Origin of the sequence: [Pseudomonas] carboxydohydrogena (assembly GCF_029030725.1) — a bacterium.
Lineage (GTDB): Bacteria > Pseudomonadota > Alphaproteobacteria > Rhizobiales > Xanthobacteraceae > Afipia > Afipia carboxydohydrogena.
This window is the reverse complement of record NZ_CP113162.1, coordinates 1103685-1119277: the sequence shown is the minus strand read 5'-3', so window position 1 is coordinate 1119277 and position 15593 is coordinate 1103685. Positions and strand designations below refer to the sequence as shown.

The 15593-nt window shown below is 63.7% G+C and carries 15 protein-coding genes; 6 read left to right on the top strand and 9 right to left on the bottom strand.

All coding sequences use genetic code 11. From position 1 onward, the window contains the following. Positions 1–3 precede the first annotated feature (3 nt). A complete protein-coding gene (gene rfaE1 / locus AFIC_RS05395; RefSeq protein ID WP_275248122.1) occupies positions 4–1476 on the bottom strand; it encodes a D-glycero-beta-D-manno-heptose-7-phosphate kinase in 1473 nt (490 codons plus the stop codon). Positions 1477–1483: 7 nt separating this feature from the next. Continuing rightward, positions 1484–2464: an ADP-glyceromanno-heptose 6-epimerase gene (rfaD, locus tag AFIC_RS05390; RefSeq protein ID WP_275248121.1), complete on the bottom strand. Its 981-nt coding sequence runs from the start codon at positions 2462–2464 to the stop codon at positions 1484–1486. Between the two features lie 172 nt (positions 2465–2636). Between rfaD and waaF the strand changes: the two genes are divergently transcribed. From waaF to AFIC_RS05375, 3 genes are read left to right on the top strand one after another with little or no spacing between them, the layout of a single operon-like run. Further along, complete coding sequence (gene waaF / locus AFIC_RS05385) at positions 2637–3722, top strand: lipopolysaccharide heptosyltransferase II (protein WP_275248120.1); 1086 nt, start codon at positions 2637–2639, stop codon at positions 3720–3722. Between the two features lie 49 nt (positions 3723–3771). Next, complete coding sequence (locus AFIC_RS05380) at positions 3772–4365, top strand: D-sedoheptulose 7-phosphate isomerase (RefSeq protein ID WP_275248119.1); 594 nt, start codon at positions 3772–3774, stop codon at positions 4363–4365. After that, positions 4362–4889 (top strand): D-glycero-alpha-D-manno-heptose-1,7-bisphosphate 7-phosphatase, encoded by a 528-nt coding sequence (locus tag AFIC_RS05375; RefSeq protein ID WP_275248118.1) that lies wholly within the window; start codon positions 4362–4364, stop codon positions 4887–4889. The genes AFIC_RS05380 and AFIC_RS05375 overlap by 4 nt, the downstream gene beginning before the upstream one ends. Here the strand turns inward: AFIC_RS05375 and waaC are convergent. Continuing rightward, positions 4886–5845 (bottom strand): lipopolysaccharide heptosyltransferase I, encoded by a 960-nt coding sequence (waaC, locus tag AFIC_RS05370; RefSeq protein ID WP_275248117.1) that lies wholly within the window; start codon positions 5843–5845, stop codon positions 4886–4888. The two genes, AFIC_RS05375 and waaC, sit on opposite strands and share 4 nt — an antisense overlap. A gap of 185 nt (positions 5846–6030) precedes the next feature. Here waaC and galE point away from each other — a divergent pair, with 185 nt between their 5' ends. From galE to AFIC_RS05355, 3 genes are all read left to right on the top strand, one after another. Further along, positions 6031–7044 (top strand): UDP-glucose 4-epimerase GalE, encoded by a 1014-nt coding sequence (gene galE / locus AFIC_RS05365; protein ID WP_275248116.1) that lies wholly within the window; start codon positions 6031–6033, stop codon positions 7042–7044. Between the two features lie 80 nt (positions 7045–7124). Further along, positions 7125–8927 (top strand): ABC transporter ATP-binding protein, encoded by a 1803-nt coding sequence (locus AFIC_RS05360; RefSeq protein WP_275248115.1) that lies wholly within the window; start codon positions 7125–7127, stop codon positions 8925–8927. Positions 8928–8947: 20 nt separating this feature from the next. Further along, entirely contained in the window at positions 8948–9640 is a 693-nt protein-coding gene (locus AFIC_RS05355; RefSeq protein ID WP_275248114.1) for a fumarylacetoacetate hydrolase family protein, read from the top strand. Positions 9641–9658: 18 nt separating this feature from the next. Here AFIC_RS05355 and AFIC_RS05350 read toward each other — a convergent pair whose 3' ends face one another. The 6 genes from AFIC_RS05350 to AFIC_RS05325 form a co-directional block, all read right to left on the bottom strand. Continuing rightward, complete coding sequence (locus AFIC_RS05350; RefSeq protein ID WP_275248113.1) at positions 9659–9847, bottom strand: hypothetical protein; 189 nt, start codon at positions 9845–9847, stop codon at positions 9659–9661. Positions 9848–9956: 109 nt separating this feature from the next. Next, entirely contained in the window at positions 9957–10406 is a 450-nt protein-coding gene (locus tag AFIC_RS05345) for a cupin domain-containing protein (RefSeq protein WP_275248112.1), read from the bottom strand. A gap of 266 nt (positions 10407–10672) precedes the next feature. After that, positions 10673–10882: a cold-shock protein gene (locus AFIC_RS05340; protein WP_275248111.1), complete on the bottom strand. Its 210-nt coding sequence runs from the start codon at positions 10880–10882 to the stop codon at positions 10673–10675. A 381-nt stretch (positions 10883–11263) separates the two neighbouring features. Then, positions 11264–12676: an adenosylhomocysteinase gene (gene ahcY, locus AFIC_RS05335; RefSeq protein ID WP_275248652.1), complete on the bottom strand. Its 1413-nt coding sequence runs from the start codon at positions 12674–12676 to the stop codon at positions 11264–11266. A 127-nt stretch (positions 12677–12803) separates the two neighbouring features. Next, positions 12804–13994: a methionine adenosyltransferase gene (gene metK, locus AFIC_RS05330; RefSeq protein ID WP_275248110.1), complete on the bottom strand. Its 1191-nt coding sequence runs from the start codon at positions 13992–13994 to the stop codon at positions 12804–12806. 54 nt (positions 13995–14048) lie between these two features. Beyond that, the gene (locus AFIC_RS05325) at positions 14049–15392 is read right to left on the bottom strand and encodes a hypothetical protein (protein ID WP_275248109.1); all 1344 of its coding nucleotides are present in this window, start codon (positions 15390–15392) and stop codon (positions 14049–14051) included. Positions 15393–15593: the final 201 nt, after the last annotated feature.

Below are 15593 nucleotides of genomic sequence, written 5' to 3'. Positions count from 1 at the left end.
CCGTTACGGCTGATTGCTTCGCGCCCGGTTCACCAGCGACGTGGTGCTGTGGCCGGGAAGGATGTCGATCAACACGACCTCGCCGCCATGCGCGGTGACGAACTCGTGCCCGACCACCTGCTCGCGGGTGTAGTCCCCGCCCTTCACCAGCACGCTTGGCTTGACCTGACGGATCAATTCGAGCGGCGTGTCTTCCCCGAAGATCACGACAAGATCGACCGCCTCCAGCGCCGCCAGCACTTCGGCGCGCGCCAGTTCCGACTGCACCGGGCGGCTCTCGCCCTTCAGCCGCCGGACCGAGTCATCGCTGTTGAGGCCGACCACGAGTCGATCACAGGTTGCGCGGGCCTGCGTCAGCACCCGGACATGACCGGGGTGCAGAATGTCGAAGCAGCCATTGGTGAATCCGATCCGTAAACCTTCGCGGCGCCAGTCATCGAGGCGCGCATCGATGTCCTTCCAGTCCGGCACGATCTTCTCTTCCATCGTGAGGACCGCATGCGGCAGGATCTTCTTGCGCAATTCGGCCTGCGTCACGCTCGCGGTGCCGCGCTTGCCGACCGCGACCGCCGCCGCAGCCGAAGCCGCGCGCACCGCATCTTCTTCGGCCACACCGCTCGCCAGCGCCAGTGCCAGCGCCGCAGCCACCGTGTCGCCCGCGCCGGAGACGTCGCGCACCTTCACCGGATAGGCCGGCACATGCAGCACGTCGCCATTCTTCGCCACCAGCGTCATGCCGTTCTCGCTTTGCGTGACCAGCATCGCCTCGCACCCGGCCGTCGCGATGGCGTCGCGCGCGGCAACACCGATTTCCTCCGGCGTGCGGGCGCGGCTGCGGGTCGCCTCGGTGAACTCCTTGCGGTTCGGCGTCAGGATCGAAGCGCCGTGATAGACCGCGAAATTCAGGTTCTTCGGATCGACGATGACGCGCTTGCCCATCTGGCGCGCCGCGTCGATGGTCTCGCGGATCACGCGATGGGTCAGCACGCCCTTGGCGTAATCGGACAGCAGCACGATATCCGCGCGCGGCAGCGCTTCCTTGATTGCCGCGATCAGCGTCGTCTCGGTCTGGGGAGAAGCGGCCTGCGCCACCTCCCAGTCCGCGCGCAGCATGTGCGTGGCGTAGTGCTCTGAAACAAAACGTACCTTGCGCGTGGTCGGCCGCGACGCGTCAACAACCAGATGCGCCTCGATGGCGGCGTCCTTCGCCAGTTCGCTTTTCAGCGTCGCACCCGCAGCGTCCTCGCCGATCAGGCCGACGAAGATGCAGCGGCCGCCAAGTGCCGCGATATTGCGCGCGACGTTGCCCGCGCCGCCGATATTGAATTCGCTGCGTTGTGCCGCGATCACCGGCGCGGGCGCCTCGGGAGACACGCGCGAAACCTCGCCATAGACGAACTCGTCCAGCATCAGGTCGCCGATGCACAAAACGGTCTGGCGCGACATCCGCTCCGACAGCGTATCGAAATCAATCATGTGTCACTCAACGATAACGATCCGGACGATCGAGATAAGTCTTCACGTAAGAGGCAACCGAATCCTCGAGCGACGTGAAGCCGCCATTATATCCGGCGCGGCGCAGATGCTCGCCATCGGCCTGCGTGAAATACTGGTAGCTGCCGCGAATCTGCTCGGGCATGTCGACATATTCGATGTTCTCTTTGGCGCCGAGCGCCGCATAGGCCGACACGATCAGGTCGCGGAAGCTGCGCGCATGGCTGGTGCCGACATTGAAGATGCCGCTGACGCTGGGAGTTTGCACCAGCCACATCACGACGCGCAGCACATCGTCGATGTAGATGAAGTCGCGCCGCTGGTCGCCATCCGCGATGCCGTCGCGATGCGACTTGAACAGACGGATGGTCTTTCCCGCCTTGATGTCGTCGAAGGTCTTGGTCAGCACGCTCATCATCGCGCCCTTGTGGTATTCGTTCGGGCCGAACACGTTGAAGAACTTCAAGCCCGCCCATTGCGGCGGCAGCTTCTCGCCTTTCGCCACCCGCGTCGCCACCGCGACGTCGAACAGGTACTTGCTCCAGCCGTAGAGGTTCATCGGCCGCAGCGCTTTCAGCGCATCGAGGCTGTTGTCGTCGCGGAAGCCCTGCTCGCCGTCGCCATAGGTCGCGGCCGAGGAGGCATAGATGAAGGGCGTGGGGTTGAGCGTGCACCAGTCGAGCAGCCGCACCGACAAGCGGTAATTGGTCTCGAACACATGGTCGCCGTCGGTCGCGGTGGTCGCGGAAATCGCGCCCATGTGGATGACGCCGGTGAGCCTGCGCCCGCGCAGCCACGCCATCAGTTCATCCGGTGGTACGATGTCGGCGATCTGCCGCTTGGCGAGGTTGCGCCACTTGCCCTCGTCGCCGAGAAAATCCGAGACCACGACATCCGCGTGGCCAGCCTCGTTCAGGGCCGCGACGATGTTGGAGCCGATAAACCCTGCGCCCCCGGTCACCAGAAACATCGAAACATCCTATATTGGGCTGTGGCCGCCCTCTGCGGAGGAACCGGGCTTCGCCACGCGCCCGGCGAACCAGCCCCAGCCTTGTGCGGCCATTCAGAAAACGCTTCTAGACGGCCTTTCGGGAAAGCGATACCCCGGAATGGCCGTCTTTGGCAGGCTTCTCACCCGAAGAATGAATCAAAATTCAACCATAAGCGATATCCGGCCCGACCCGACCCAGACCGGCCCGATCCTGATCGTGCCGTATATGTGGATCGGCGATTTCGTCCGGGGGCACACCGCCGTCCGGCTGCTGAAGGCGCGCTGGCCGAACCGGCCGGTCGATCTTCTCAGCACGACATTGTGCGCGCCGCTCGCGGACTACATGCCGGGAGTCCGGCAGGCGATCGTCTATGACCTGCCGCGCGGCCGCATCGCGCTCGACAAGCAGAAGGAACTGGCCGCCCGCCTGCGCCAGCAAAATTACCAGACCGCGCTGATGATGCCGCGCACATGGAAGTCGGCGCTCGCCCCCACCCTTGCCGGTATCCCGGAGCGCATCGGCTTTTTCGGCGAGGCGCGGTTCGGCGTCATCAACGATCTGCGCCGGGGCGAGCGCGCCCTGCCGCGCATGGTGGACAAGATGGCGGCGCTGACCTTTCCGCCCAACGCCGTGCGCGAGGCCCGCGACTGGCCGATGCCGCAGCTTGAGGTGCCGCAAGCCGAGATCACGGCATGGCGTGCAAAAAATAATCTTGGCGACGGTCCCGCCATCGCGCTCGCGCCCGGCGCGGTCGGCCCTTCCAAGCGCTGGACCTATTACGCGGAAGCGGCGCGCGAACTGGCCCAGCGCGGGTTTGAGGTCTGGATCGTCGGCGGCCCCGGCGAGAAGGAACAGGCCACCGATATCGTCGCCGCAGGAGGGCCGCGCGTACGCGACCTCACCGGCACCGATCTGCGCAACGGCATTCTGGCGCTGGCGGCGGCGGCGGAGGTGATCTCCAACGATTCCGGCCTGCTGCATGTCGCGGGTGCGATCGGCACGCCGTCGATCGGGATTTTCGGGCCGACCAGTCCCTATCACTGGGCGCCGCTGAACGGACTCGCAGCCACCATGAAGCGCGCGGTCAACCTGCCCTGCCAGCCCTGCCACAAGCCGGTCTGCACCGCGAACGACCATGCCTGCATGCGTGACATCACCACGAGCGAGGTAGTGGAGACGGCGCTGAAAGTGATCGCGGAGAAAACCCAGAACCGGCCGGTGCCGGTATCAACCTGAGCGCTTTTTGCGATATACGTTCGCCAGCCTCTATCGACCAAGGTGACATGTGAGCCAGAATCCGATTGCAGATCACTTCCAGAACTCGCTCGCCGGGCTGACGCGCGCCGCGCAGAGCGACGAGTTGCAGGCGACCGTCAAAACCATCGCCGACGCCATCGCGCGGGCCCTGCGCAACGGCAACAAGCTCCTCTTGATCGGCAATGGCGGCAGCGCCGCCGACGCGCAGCACATCGCCGCCGAGATCGTCGGCCGCTACAAGCTGGAGCGTCCGGCCTGGGCCGCCATCGCGCTCACCACCGACACCTCGGCGCTCACCGCCATCGGCAACGATTACGGCATCGAGCAGATTTTCGCCCGTCAGGTGCAGGGGCTGGCGCAGCCGGGCGACGTGCTGATCGCACTCACCACCTCGGGCCGCTCGCCGAACATTCTGGCGGCGCTGCATGTCGCGCGCGGCATCGGCGCGACCACCGTTGGCTTCACCGGCACCAGGGGCGAGAGCCTGCGCCCGATCTGCGATCATCTCCTTGTCGCGCCGAGCGACGACACGCCGGTAATCCAGCAGATTCACATGGTCGCGGCGCATGCGATCTGCGACGACGTCGAGCGTGCGCTGATAAACGCATCCGGCAAGGCATGAAGGAGGAAACGGCCGCGCGCCGCCCGGCGGCATTTCTCGACCGCGACGGCGTTCTCAACCACGACGACGGCTATATCGGCACGCGCGAGCGCGTGCGCTGGATGCCGAACGTGGCCGCCGCGATCCGTCGCCTCAATGAGGCGGACTATCTCGTCTTCATCGTCAGCAACCAGTCCGGCGTCGCGCGCGGCATGTTCACCGAGGAGGATGTCCGCGCGCTGCATCAATGGATGATCGAGGAATTGTCGCGCGAGGGCGCGCGCATCGACGACATTCGCTACTGCCCCTATCATGTTGAAGGCAGCGTTCCCGAATTCTGCGGCGACCATCCCTGGCGCAAACCCAAGCCCGGCATGATCCTCGATCTGATGGTGCACTGGCCGGTCGATGCCGAGCGCAGTTTCGTGATCGGCGACAAGAACAGCGACATGGAGGCTGCGGAAGCGGCAAGCATCGCGGGCCATCTGTTCAAGGGCGGCGATCTCGATGCATTCGTCGCGGATATTCTGGCGAAGCGCGCCTAGGCGCGCACGGACAACAGCCCCTTCTCCTCCACCGCCCTGATCGCCTCGCCGAACGCGGGCTGCGCGCCCTTGCCGCCGAGAATGACGATCGGTCCGCTACCGACCGGCCCGGTCAGACCCGGATCGGTCGCGAGAAACACCGCGAGCAGCGGCACGCCATAGGCCGCGGCGAGATGGAGAAGTCCCGTATCGACGCCGACGACCAGCGCGGCATTGGCGATCACCTTCGCGGTTTCATCCAGCGGTTGCCGCTCCAGAATCTGGCTGCCCGGAATGCCGCCCGCCAGACGCTGGCAGCGCAGCCGCTCGCGCTCCGAGCCCCATGGCAGCACCACGTCGAGCCCCTGCCCGCGCAGCCATTTGCCGAGACCGATCCATTCGCTCTCGCGCCATTCCTTGGTCGCCTTAGAGGTGCCGTGAAGCAGCACCGCGTAACGCTTGCCCTTGTCCGCAGGCGGCCGCACCAGACCGTAATCTGGCGCGTCATCCACCGCGTAGCCGAGACTGAGGGCGGTGAGAGCGCGGTTGCGCACAACCGCGTGTTGCGCACGGGAGACGCTGTGCTTCACGTCGTAAAACAGCGACGCGAGCGGCTCGCGGATGCTGGACCGGTCGTAGCCATGGCGCCGGCCGGGGGTCATGCGCGCGATCAGCGCCGAGCGGATCAGCCCTTGCGTGTCGATCACCATCTCCGGCGAGGCGTCGCGCAACCGCATCCTGAAATCGCCGATCTCCTCCCACGTCCCGGACGAGAACAGTTGCGAGCGCCAGCGCCGCGTCGCGACGGCGATGACGTCGGCGACGCCGCGATGCAGCCGCGCCAGCGGCGCGAAGGATTCCTCCACGACCCACAGCAGTCTCACATCGGGACGGTGCCGCCGCGCGTCCGTCATCGCCGGCATCTGGTGCACGACATCGCCGAGCGAGGAGGTTTTCACGACAAGAACGGTTGTCATCGAACGAGCGCCGTTTCGGGAATTAGTCTTACGGTTTGGAAACCATAAAGCAGTTTCCCGGAGGAAAAGCCACGAAAACGGCCATGAAACCCGCAGCTTTAAGACTTCCATACCTCGCATGCGCGACACCATGGTGTCAGACAAAGGCCGCCGTCACGAGCGGCCAACGAACGATGGAAACGATCATGACCGTTCTCGTCACCGGCGGCGCCGGTTACATCGGCAGCCATACCGTTCTCGCTCTGGTCGAATCCGGCGCAAGCGTGGTGGTGATCGACAACCTCTCCACCGGCTTCTCGACCGCGCTGCCGGAAGGCGTGCCGCTGTTCATCGGCGATGCCGCCGACGAGAACCTCGTGGAAGGCGTGATCGCCGCGCACGGGGTCACTTCGATCATCCATTTCGCGGGCTCGGTGGTGGTGCCGGATTCGATGCGCGATCCGCTCGCCTACTACCGCAACAACACCATGACCACGCGCAACCTGCTCAATGCCGCGATCAAGGGTCAGGTGAAGAATTTCATCTTCTCCTCCACCGCCGCCGTCTACGGCAATCCCGAGCAGATGCCGGTGCCGGAGATCGCGCCGACGCGGCCGCTGTCGCCCTACGGTTCGTCGAAGCTGATGACAGAAATCATGCTGCACGATGTCGCGACCGCGCATGAGCTGAATTATGTCGTGCTGCGCTACTTCAACGTCGCGGGCGCCGACCCGCAGGCCCGCATCGGATTGCAGACCGCCGGAGCGACGCACCTGCTCAAGATCGCGGTCGAGGCCGCCACCGGCCAGCGCGCCAAGATCGACGTGTTCGGCACCGATTATCCGACGCCGGACGGAAGCTGCATCCGCGACTTCATCCACGTCAGCGATCTCGCGCAGGCACATCTCGCCGCGCTGTCCTATCTCAATCAGGGCGGCACGTCGGTGACACTGAATTGCGGATACGGCCGTGGCTACTCGGTGCTTGAAACCATCGAAGCCGTCCGCCGCGTCTCGGGCCGCAACTTCGCGGTCCAGATGAGCCCGCGACGCTCCGGCGACATCATGACCATGATCGCCGACACCACCCGGATCGGTGCGACGCTCGACTGGACCCCGCGCTACGACGACCTCGACACCATCGCCGCCCACGCCCTCGCCTGGGAGGAAAAGCTGCTTCAGGACCGCCTCGCCAACCGGCAGGACGCGGTTCCGGCTTAAGTTTCAAGCCTTGTTTTGGCTTGAAAACCCCCGCCATTGCGGGCAATGAGACGCATGTTTCATTGCAGCGCGGCATGGGAATGAGCAAGGTTCCCCGCAAAATCACCGATGACCCCTATGGCGCAGCCGACCTGATCAAGCGGCTGGTGGCCGAACAGGGCCTCGCCTACTGGCGGCGCTATGCGGTCGCCTTCGGCATGATGGGATTGTCCGCGGCCGCGACCGCCGGCTCGGCCTATCTGCTCGGGCAGGTCATCAACCAGGCCTACGTCAACCGCAGCATCTCGGGCATCGTCACCCTGTCCGCGATCATCATCGCGCTGTTCACGATCAAGGGTGCCGCGACCTACGGGCAGGCCGTGATCATGTCGCGGATCAGCAACGCCATTCTCGCCAACAACCAGCGCAGATTATTCGCCAAGCTGATGCGCGAGAACCTGACATTCTATTCGGAGCGTCACTCCTCCGAATTTCTCGCCCGCCTCTCGACCGGCGCATCCGCCGTCACGCAGGTGCTGGCACTCCTCGTCACATCGCTCGGGCGCGACTTCCTGTCGTTGATCGGCCTTCTGGTGGTGATGGTCGTGCAGGACCCGATCATGTCGCTGCTGAGCTTCGTGGTGGCGCCACCGGCGTTCCTGTTCATCCGCAAGCTCGTCAAGCGCATCCGTGGCCTTGCGCACGACCAGTTCACCGGCACCACGGACATCATGGAGACGGTGCAGGAGTCGCTACAGGGCATCCGCACCGTGAAGGCCTTCACGCTCGAGGACGCGATGCAGGCCCGCATCAACAAGAGCATCGCCGACGTCGAAAACTATTCCAACAAGATGGCGCGGGTCTCCAATCGCTCCGGTCCGCTGATGGAAATGCTGGGCGGCATCGCCATCGCCGGAGCGCTGATGTATGGCGGCTATCGCGTGATCGCGACCAACGCCGCCCCCGGCCAGTTCGTCTCCTTCATCACCGCCTTCCTGCTCGCCTATGAGCCCGCCAAGCGGCTCGCACGCCTCAACATCGACCTCAACGGTCTCCTGATCGGCGCGCGCAAACTGCTGGAAATCATCGACAGCCCCGCCTCCGAGCCCAGCGACGACGACAAGCCGCCGCTGCAACTCACGCAAGGCCGCGTCGAACTGCGCGACGTGACTTTCTCCTATCGCGACGACGAGCCGGTGCTGAAGCGAATGAGCTTCGTCGCGGAGCCCGGCCAGACCACGGCGCTGGTCGGCCCCTCGGGCGGCGGCAAGTCCACGGTACTGGCGCTGCTGCTGCGGCTTTATGAAGTGGATCGCGGCGCCATCGTCATCGACAACCAGATCATCTCCGACTGCTCGCGCGCCTCATTGCGCCAGCAGACCGCCTATGTCGGGCAGGACGTCTATTTGTTTCGTGGCACCGTGCGCGAAAACATCGCCTTCGGCCACGTCGGCGCGACCGAGGACGAGATCGTCGCCGCCGCCAAGGCCGCGTTCGCGCACGATTTCATCATGGGCTTCCCGCAGGGCTACGACACCCCGGTCGGCGAGCACGGCACGCAACTGTCGGGCGGCCAGCGCCAGCGCATCGCCATCGCCCGCGCGCTCATCAAGAACGCGCCGATCATCCTGCTGGACGAAGCCACCGCCGCGCTGGATTCGGAATCGGAGAAATACGTGCAGGAGGCGATCGGCCACCTCTGCCGGGGCCGCACCACCATCGTCATCGCGCATCGCCTGCACACCATCATGCATGCCGACAACATTCTGGTGATCGAAAGCGGCGAGATCGTCGAGACCGGCCAGCATGACGCCCTGCTGCGCGCGAACGGGCGCTACGCCTCGTTCTTCCGCCTGCAACAGCGCGAGGAAGACAACGTCACGCCACTCGCCGCCAACGCCTAGATTTTTCCGAGAGACATCCCATGAGCCTGCCCGAGACCGTGATCCCCGCGCTTAACTATCCGATGCTGCCGGTCGCCGGCACAACGAAGAGATTTCCGGTGCGGCGGATCTGGTGCGTCGGACGCAATTTCCTCGAGCATATCCGCGAACTCGGCAACGACGAGCGAAACCCGCCCTTCTTCTTCGCCAAGCACGCCGACATGATCGTGCAAAGCGGCGCGACCATTCCCTTTCCCGGCCTGACCAAAGACTGCCAGCACGAAGTCGAGATGATCGTCGCGCTGAAGTCCGGCGGCGCCAATATCTCGCCCGAGACCGCGCTTGATCACGTCTATGGCTATGGCGTCTCCATCGACCTCACCCGCCGCGACTTGCAGATGGCCTCGCGCAAGAAAGAGCAGCCATGGGAGATCGGCAAATCGTTCGACAACTCCGCGCCCTGCGGCGCGCTGCGGGCGGCCTCCGAGATCGGCCATCCCGCGAAGGGGAAAATCTGGCTCAACGTCAACGGCAAGGAACGCCAGACCGGCGACCTCAACCAGATGATCTGGAACGTGCCGGAGATCATCGCCCGGCTGTCATTGCAGGTGACGCTGGGCGCTGGCGACATCATCATGACCGGCACGCCGAAGGGCGTGGCCGCGATCGCGCCGGGCGACCGCATCGAATGCGGCGTCGAGGGGCTGGAGCCGTTGTCGGTCAATATCGCCTGAAGCGAAGCGCGCCGCCGTTCACCAGTGAACGTGCTGGCTCGGCACGATGAAGGACGTTTGCGTCGGGGCGATCTCGGGGCGGGTGAAATAGTAATAGCCCGCCAGCATCACGGCGAGCAGCACGACGATACTGCCGATATCGATGAGGCGTCTGGCACGCCAGCCCTGATCGCTTTCGCGAGGGTCCCGGAATGGTTCGATCCGCATCGCTCAGCACTCCCAAAGGGGCTGTCAATCAATGCGATGCTACACCCGCGGTTCCATGTGCGTCCGCAGCAAAATGCAGGGCTGACAGGGGTTTTTCGACTGCCCGGGCTTAATGGGCGTCGCGCAGCACGGTGTTGGCGTTGCCCTTTTCCACCATGTCGATCACGAGCAGCTTCACCACGTCCTTGCCGGTGTTGGTACCGAAGTGCCACTGGCCGACCGCCTCGACGATGAAATCGCCGGGCTTGAAATCCTCGCTCTTGCCGGTGTCGTTGTTAGTGACGCGCAGGTTACCCGCCTGCACATAGGCGTAACGCGGAAACGGATGCTTGTGCACCGGCAGCACCGCGCCGGGCGCGATCTCGTAAGTGGAGACGATGACCTGCGCATCCTTCTGCGGCAGCACGATGGGCTGGCCGCTGGACGTCTCTGTAGCCGACATCACCGGGCGGACCATAACGGGCTTGGCCGCCACCTCGACGCGCGGGCTTTCGGCACGGCATGGCACGGCGGCAAACGCCACGGCGGCGGCAACGGCAATCGATGCAATGTGCTTCATCGGCAATCTCCGGTTTGCGCCAGTCTAGGTGAAAGCCGTTAACGGACCGCCCTTACTCCCGCGCCTTTCCGACATCGTGGCGCACACAGCAAAAAGCCCCGTCATTTCTGACGAGGCCCCTGAACGTCTTCGTTTCAGTACATCCGTGAAACGAGGCGTGAAACTCTAAAAGCGTGTCCCGGTACATCCGCGGTGACGGCGCTTTTGAATCCCTGCATGGCGCCCGCGTCATTCTTCAAGAATGACGGCAGCCGCCGATAATTGGCTTAGAGAAGCTGGAGGTTTTCCGCGCTGGTCTTGCCGCGCATCTTGTCCGTCTTGGCTTCGAACTCAACCTTCTGCCCTTCGGCGAGATTGCTGAGGCCCGCACGCTCGACTGCGCTGATGTGAACGAACACATCGTTGCCGCCGTCGGTCGGGGCGATGAAACCAAAACCCTTCTGGCTGTTAAACCACTTCACTGTACCTTGAGCCATGTGTCTCTATCTTTCCTAAAGGCGCGCTAGGGCGCATTTCGCGCACCATTGCGCGAAGCATCCAATTTTCAGCATCGTCTTTGGGAAAGGAGCCTGGCGGCGCGTTAACAAAAGAAGGGGCCAGCAATCGAATATGGCGCGTCCATAGCACGGCCCACGCCGAAGCCAAAGGGCTCAATTATGGTCATTGGAAGGCGATATACCGCCTCCGGCTGACTTAACGGCCCGGAATAAAACAAAAGCCCCGGATTGCTCCGGGACTTTTGTGTTTCTCACTGTGTCATTCCGGGGCGCGAGCAACGCGAGCGAACCCGGAATCCAGAAGTTCGAGATTCCGGGCCTGCGCGTGAAGAACGCGCATCCCGGAATGATGTGCCGGTATCAATACCGGTAATGGCTCGCCTTGTACGGGCCTTCCTGCTTCACGCCGATATAGTCGGCCTGATCCTTGCGCAGTTCGGTGAGCTTCACGCCGATCTTGGCGAGATGCAGACGCGCAACCTTTTCGTCGAGCGACTTCGGCAGCACGTAGACTTCCTTCTTGTACTTGCCGTCTTTATTGTTGGCGAACAGCTCGATCTGCGCCAGCGTCTGGTTGGTGAACGAGGCCGACATCACGAATGAAGGGTGTCCCATCGCGTTGCCGAGATTCACGAGGCGGCCTTCGGACAACAGGATCATGCGCTTGCCGTCCGGGAAGGTGATCTCGTCCACCTGCGGCTTGATATTGGTCCACTTCAGGTTCTTCAGGCTGGCGACCTGAATCTCGTTGTCGAAGTGGCCGATGTTGCAGACGATGGCGCGATCCTTCATCGCGCGCATGTGGTCGAGCGTGAGAATATCCTTATTGCCGGTGGCGGTGACGAAGATGTCGGCGAGCGGCGCGGCCTCTTCCATGGTCACGACCTGATAGCCTTCCATCGCCGCCTGCAACGCGCAGATCGGATCGATCTCGGACACCATTACGCGGCAGCCGGCCTGACGCAGCGACGCCGCCGAACCCTTGCCGACATCGCCGAAGCCCGCGACCATCGCGACCTTGCCCGACATCATCACGTCGGTGCCGCGGCGGATGCCGTCGACCAGCGATTCACGGCAACCATAAAGGTTGTCGAACTTCGACTTGGTGACCGAGTCGTTGACGTTGATGGCGGGCCACAGCAGCGTGCCGGCCTTCTGCATCTCGTAGAGGCGATGCACGCCCGTGGTGGTTTCTTCCGAAACACCCTTGATGCTGTCGGCGATCGCCTTGAAGTAACCCTTCGGCTTTTCCTTGAGCTGCTTCTTCAGCAGCGCGAAGAACACTTCCTCTTCCTCGGAGCCAGGCTTGTCCAAAAATGCTACGTCGCCGTTCTCGGCGCGCAGGCCGAGGTGGACGTACATCGTGGCGTCGCCGCCGTCATCGAGGATCATGTTCGGGTGGCCGCCACCGTGCCAGTCGAACAGCTTCGCGGTGTAATCCCAGTAGTCCTTCAGCGATTCGCCCTTCACGGCGAACACCGGAATGCCCGCGGCGGCGATCGCGGCGGCGGCATGGTCCTGCGTCGAATAGATGTTGCACGACACCCAGCGGATGTCGGCGCCGAGCACCTTCAGCGTCTCGATGAGAACGCCGGTCTGGATCGTCATGTGCAGCGAGCCCGCGATGCGCGCGCCCTTCAACGGCTGCTTCGGGCCATATTCCTCGCGCGTCGCCATCAGGCCCGGCATTTCGGTCTCGGCGAGCGACAATTCCTTGCGGCCGAAATCGGCCAAGCCGATGTCCGCGACGATGTAATCCTTGGCGGTGGTCATGTTGAGTGTTCCTGTCTCTGTCATGTCATTCCGGGGCGTGAGCGCAGCGAGCGAACCCGGAATCTGGAAGTTCGGGATTCCGGGTCTGCGCGCGAAGAGCGCGCATCCCAGAATGACGTCGTGAAAATCAAACCGCCTTCTTCAGCGCTTCGGCGAGGTCGGTCTTCTCCCAGGAGAAGCCGCCGTCCTTGTCCGGCGCGCGGCCGAAATGGCCGTAGGCCGCCGTGCGCGCATAGATCGGCTTGTTGAGATCGAGATGCTTGCGGATGCCGCGCGGCGTCAGATCCATCGACTGCGCCACCGCCTGCTCCAGCTTGTCTTCGGAGACCTTACCGGTGCCGTGGGTGTCGATGTAGATCGACAGCGGACGCGCGACGCCGATGGCGTAAGCGAGCTGCAACGTGCACTTGTCGGCGAGGCCCGCCGCGACGACGTTCTTGGCAAGATAGCGCGCGGCGTAGGCGGCCGAGCGATCCACCTTGGTGGAGTCCTTGCCGGAGAACGCGCCGCCGCCATGCGGGGCCGCGCCGCCGTAGGTATCGACGATGATCTTGCGGCCGGTCAGGCCGGTGTCGCCATCGGGACCGCCGATGAAGAACTTGCCGGTCGGGTTGATGTGCCAGATCGTCTTGTCGTTGATCCAGCCTTCCGGCAGCGCCTTGCGCACATACGGCTCGACGCGCTCGCGCACCTGGCTGGAGGTCATGTCCTCGATCAGGTGCTGATGCGAGACGACGATCTCGCGCACCGCGACCGGCTTGCCGTTCTCGTATTGCACGGTGACCTGGCTCTTGGAGTCGGGGCCAAGCACCTTCTCGGTGCCATTGTGTCGCGCTTCGGCGATCAGGCGCAAAATCTTGTGCGCGTAGTGCAGCGGCGCGGGCATCAGCTCCGGCGTCTCGTTGGTGGCGTAGCCGAACATGATGCCCTGATCGCCCGCACCCTCTTCGCGGTTGGTCGGCTGCTGGGCGTCGACGCCCTGCGCGATGTCGGCGGACTGCTCGTGCAGCAAGATGTCGATGTCGGCGGTCTTCCAGTGGAAACCATCCTGCTCGTAGCCGATGTCCTTGATCGCATCGCGGATGACCTGCTCAAGCTGCTCGGCCGGAACCTTGGGGCCGCGCGTCTCGCCCGCGATCACCACCTTATTGGTGGTGGCGAGCGTCTCGCAGGCGGCGCGGATCTGCCACGGATCGAGACCCTGCTTGGGCCCTTCGCGGAAGAACAGATCGACGATCTCGTCCGAGATGCGGTCGCAGACCTTGTCCGGATGGCCTTCGGAAACAGATTCAGAGGTGAACAGATAGGACGAACGCATCTTGTCTTCCTTCGATATTGGCTGGCGGTTGTTTGGGAAATTCCATGGGAGGCGTCAATCGCGGCGTCGCGAAATGACGTAAGATTCATCGTAAAACCACAGTCCGTTATGCCGCCGCAGCACCTCGCGCGTGGCTTCGAGATAGCGGCCGCTTTCGGTGATGCCGGCCAGCCGCTCATCCTCGATCTGGGCGACATAGACCGCCGCGTTCCAGGCCGCGAAAGCGGTCGAGGAACCGATCGCGCCGGTGACCTCGTTGGGCAGGGCTTCCATATCATACCGGAAAATCGAGCGGTTATCGGCGTAGGCGTTAAAGTTAAGATCGCGCCCTGCCGAGCCCAATTCGTATTTCACCGCCCGCAACACCTCATGACGGTTGAGAGAGAACGGATTTTCGTCCGGCCAGACCGACTGGATGACCTCCATCCCCGGGTCCTGCCCGTGGGAATGGATGCCGATCAGCCGTCCGCCGGGCCGCAATGAGCGCGCCAGCGGGCCGATGATGCGCTTGGCGCGGAAGTTCAGCGAGGACTTGGCGCGGTAAGGCTGCGAGGCGATGACAAGATCGAAATTGGCCTCTACCTTGCCCGCGCGCGGGATCACCGAATCCAGCATGAAGCGGTGATCGTTGCGATAGATCACGATGGCGACCGGCCGCTCATAGACCGGCATGCCCGAGCGCGGCGAGACGTTGGCGCGCCAGTTCTCCTCGAGGAACGGCTCAAGCTCGGCGATCTGGGCCTCGAACTCGCCCGAGGATGAGCCGGTCAGCACCACTTCTTTCCAGATCATCCCGGCAGCGGCGGCGGCCGATTTCGGCGTCAGCCACGGGGCCTCGGCGTAGTTCATGTTGGTCAGCACGAACACGGTCGCCGGATGCTCGAACAGCCGGTCCGGCACCTTGTCGAGCGTCAGCTTGACGTCCTCGAAGCTGATTTCCTTGCCCGCGACATAGAACGGCATGTGCGGAAAACGGACGTGCATCGAGCGCATCACCCGCGACAGCACGGTACCGTCGCCCACCCCGGCGTCGAACACCCGCAAGGCCGGTGGGCTGGGGTGGATGCTCCCAAGCTCCAGCGCCACCCGTTGGGCAATGACGCGCTTCTCGCTGCACGTATGGACGAACAACAGGTATTTCTGCCGGTTCTCGAAGAACCGGAAGTTGCCCGCCGGGTCGCGCTTCTCGATGGGCGGCTCCGGGAGACGCCGCGCCGGCGTTCCGTCGGCCATGAAGGCGCGAATACGTTCCAGCGTATCGACGGTAATGCGCTTGTTCTCGCGCAGCCTAGTCACGAGCTTGCCGTCGTTCACCGCGCGGCGGCCGAACGTCGATTCCGCCAGGCCTGCCTGGCGGCAATAGTCTGAAATCTCAGCCAAAAGGGCTTCGTTCTTCATGAGGCTCGCGCGGGAAGATAGGGTGGGCAGAATGATCTTGATCCAGCTTCCTACCATCATCTGCCCATAGGCGAAACCCAGCCGGCCCAGATTCTTCGGCAGATCACGGAAATTTTGAACGGGTTTCCGGGGATTTTGGCAGCCACCCCGATTTTTTCGGGGGCATGTCACTTCCCGGGCCTCCTGCCTCGTCTTGAGAGC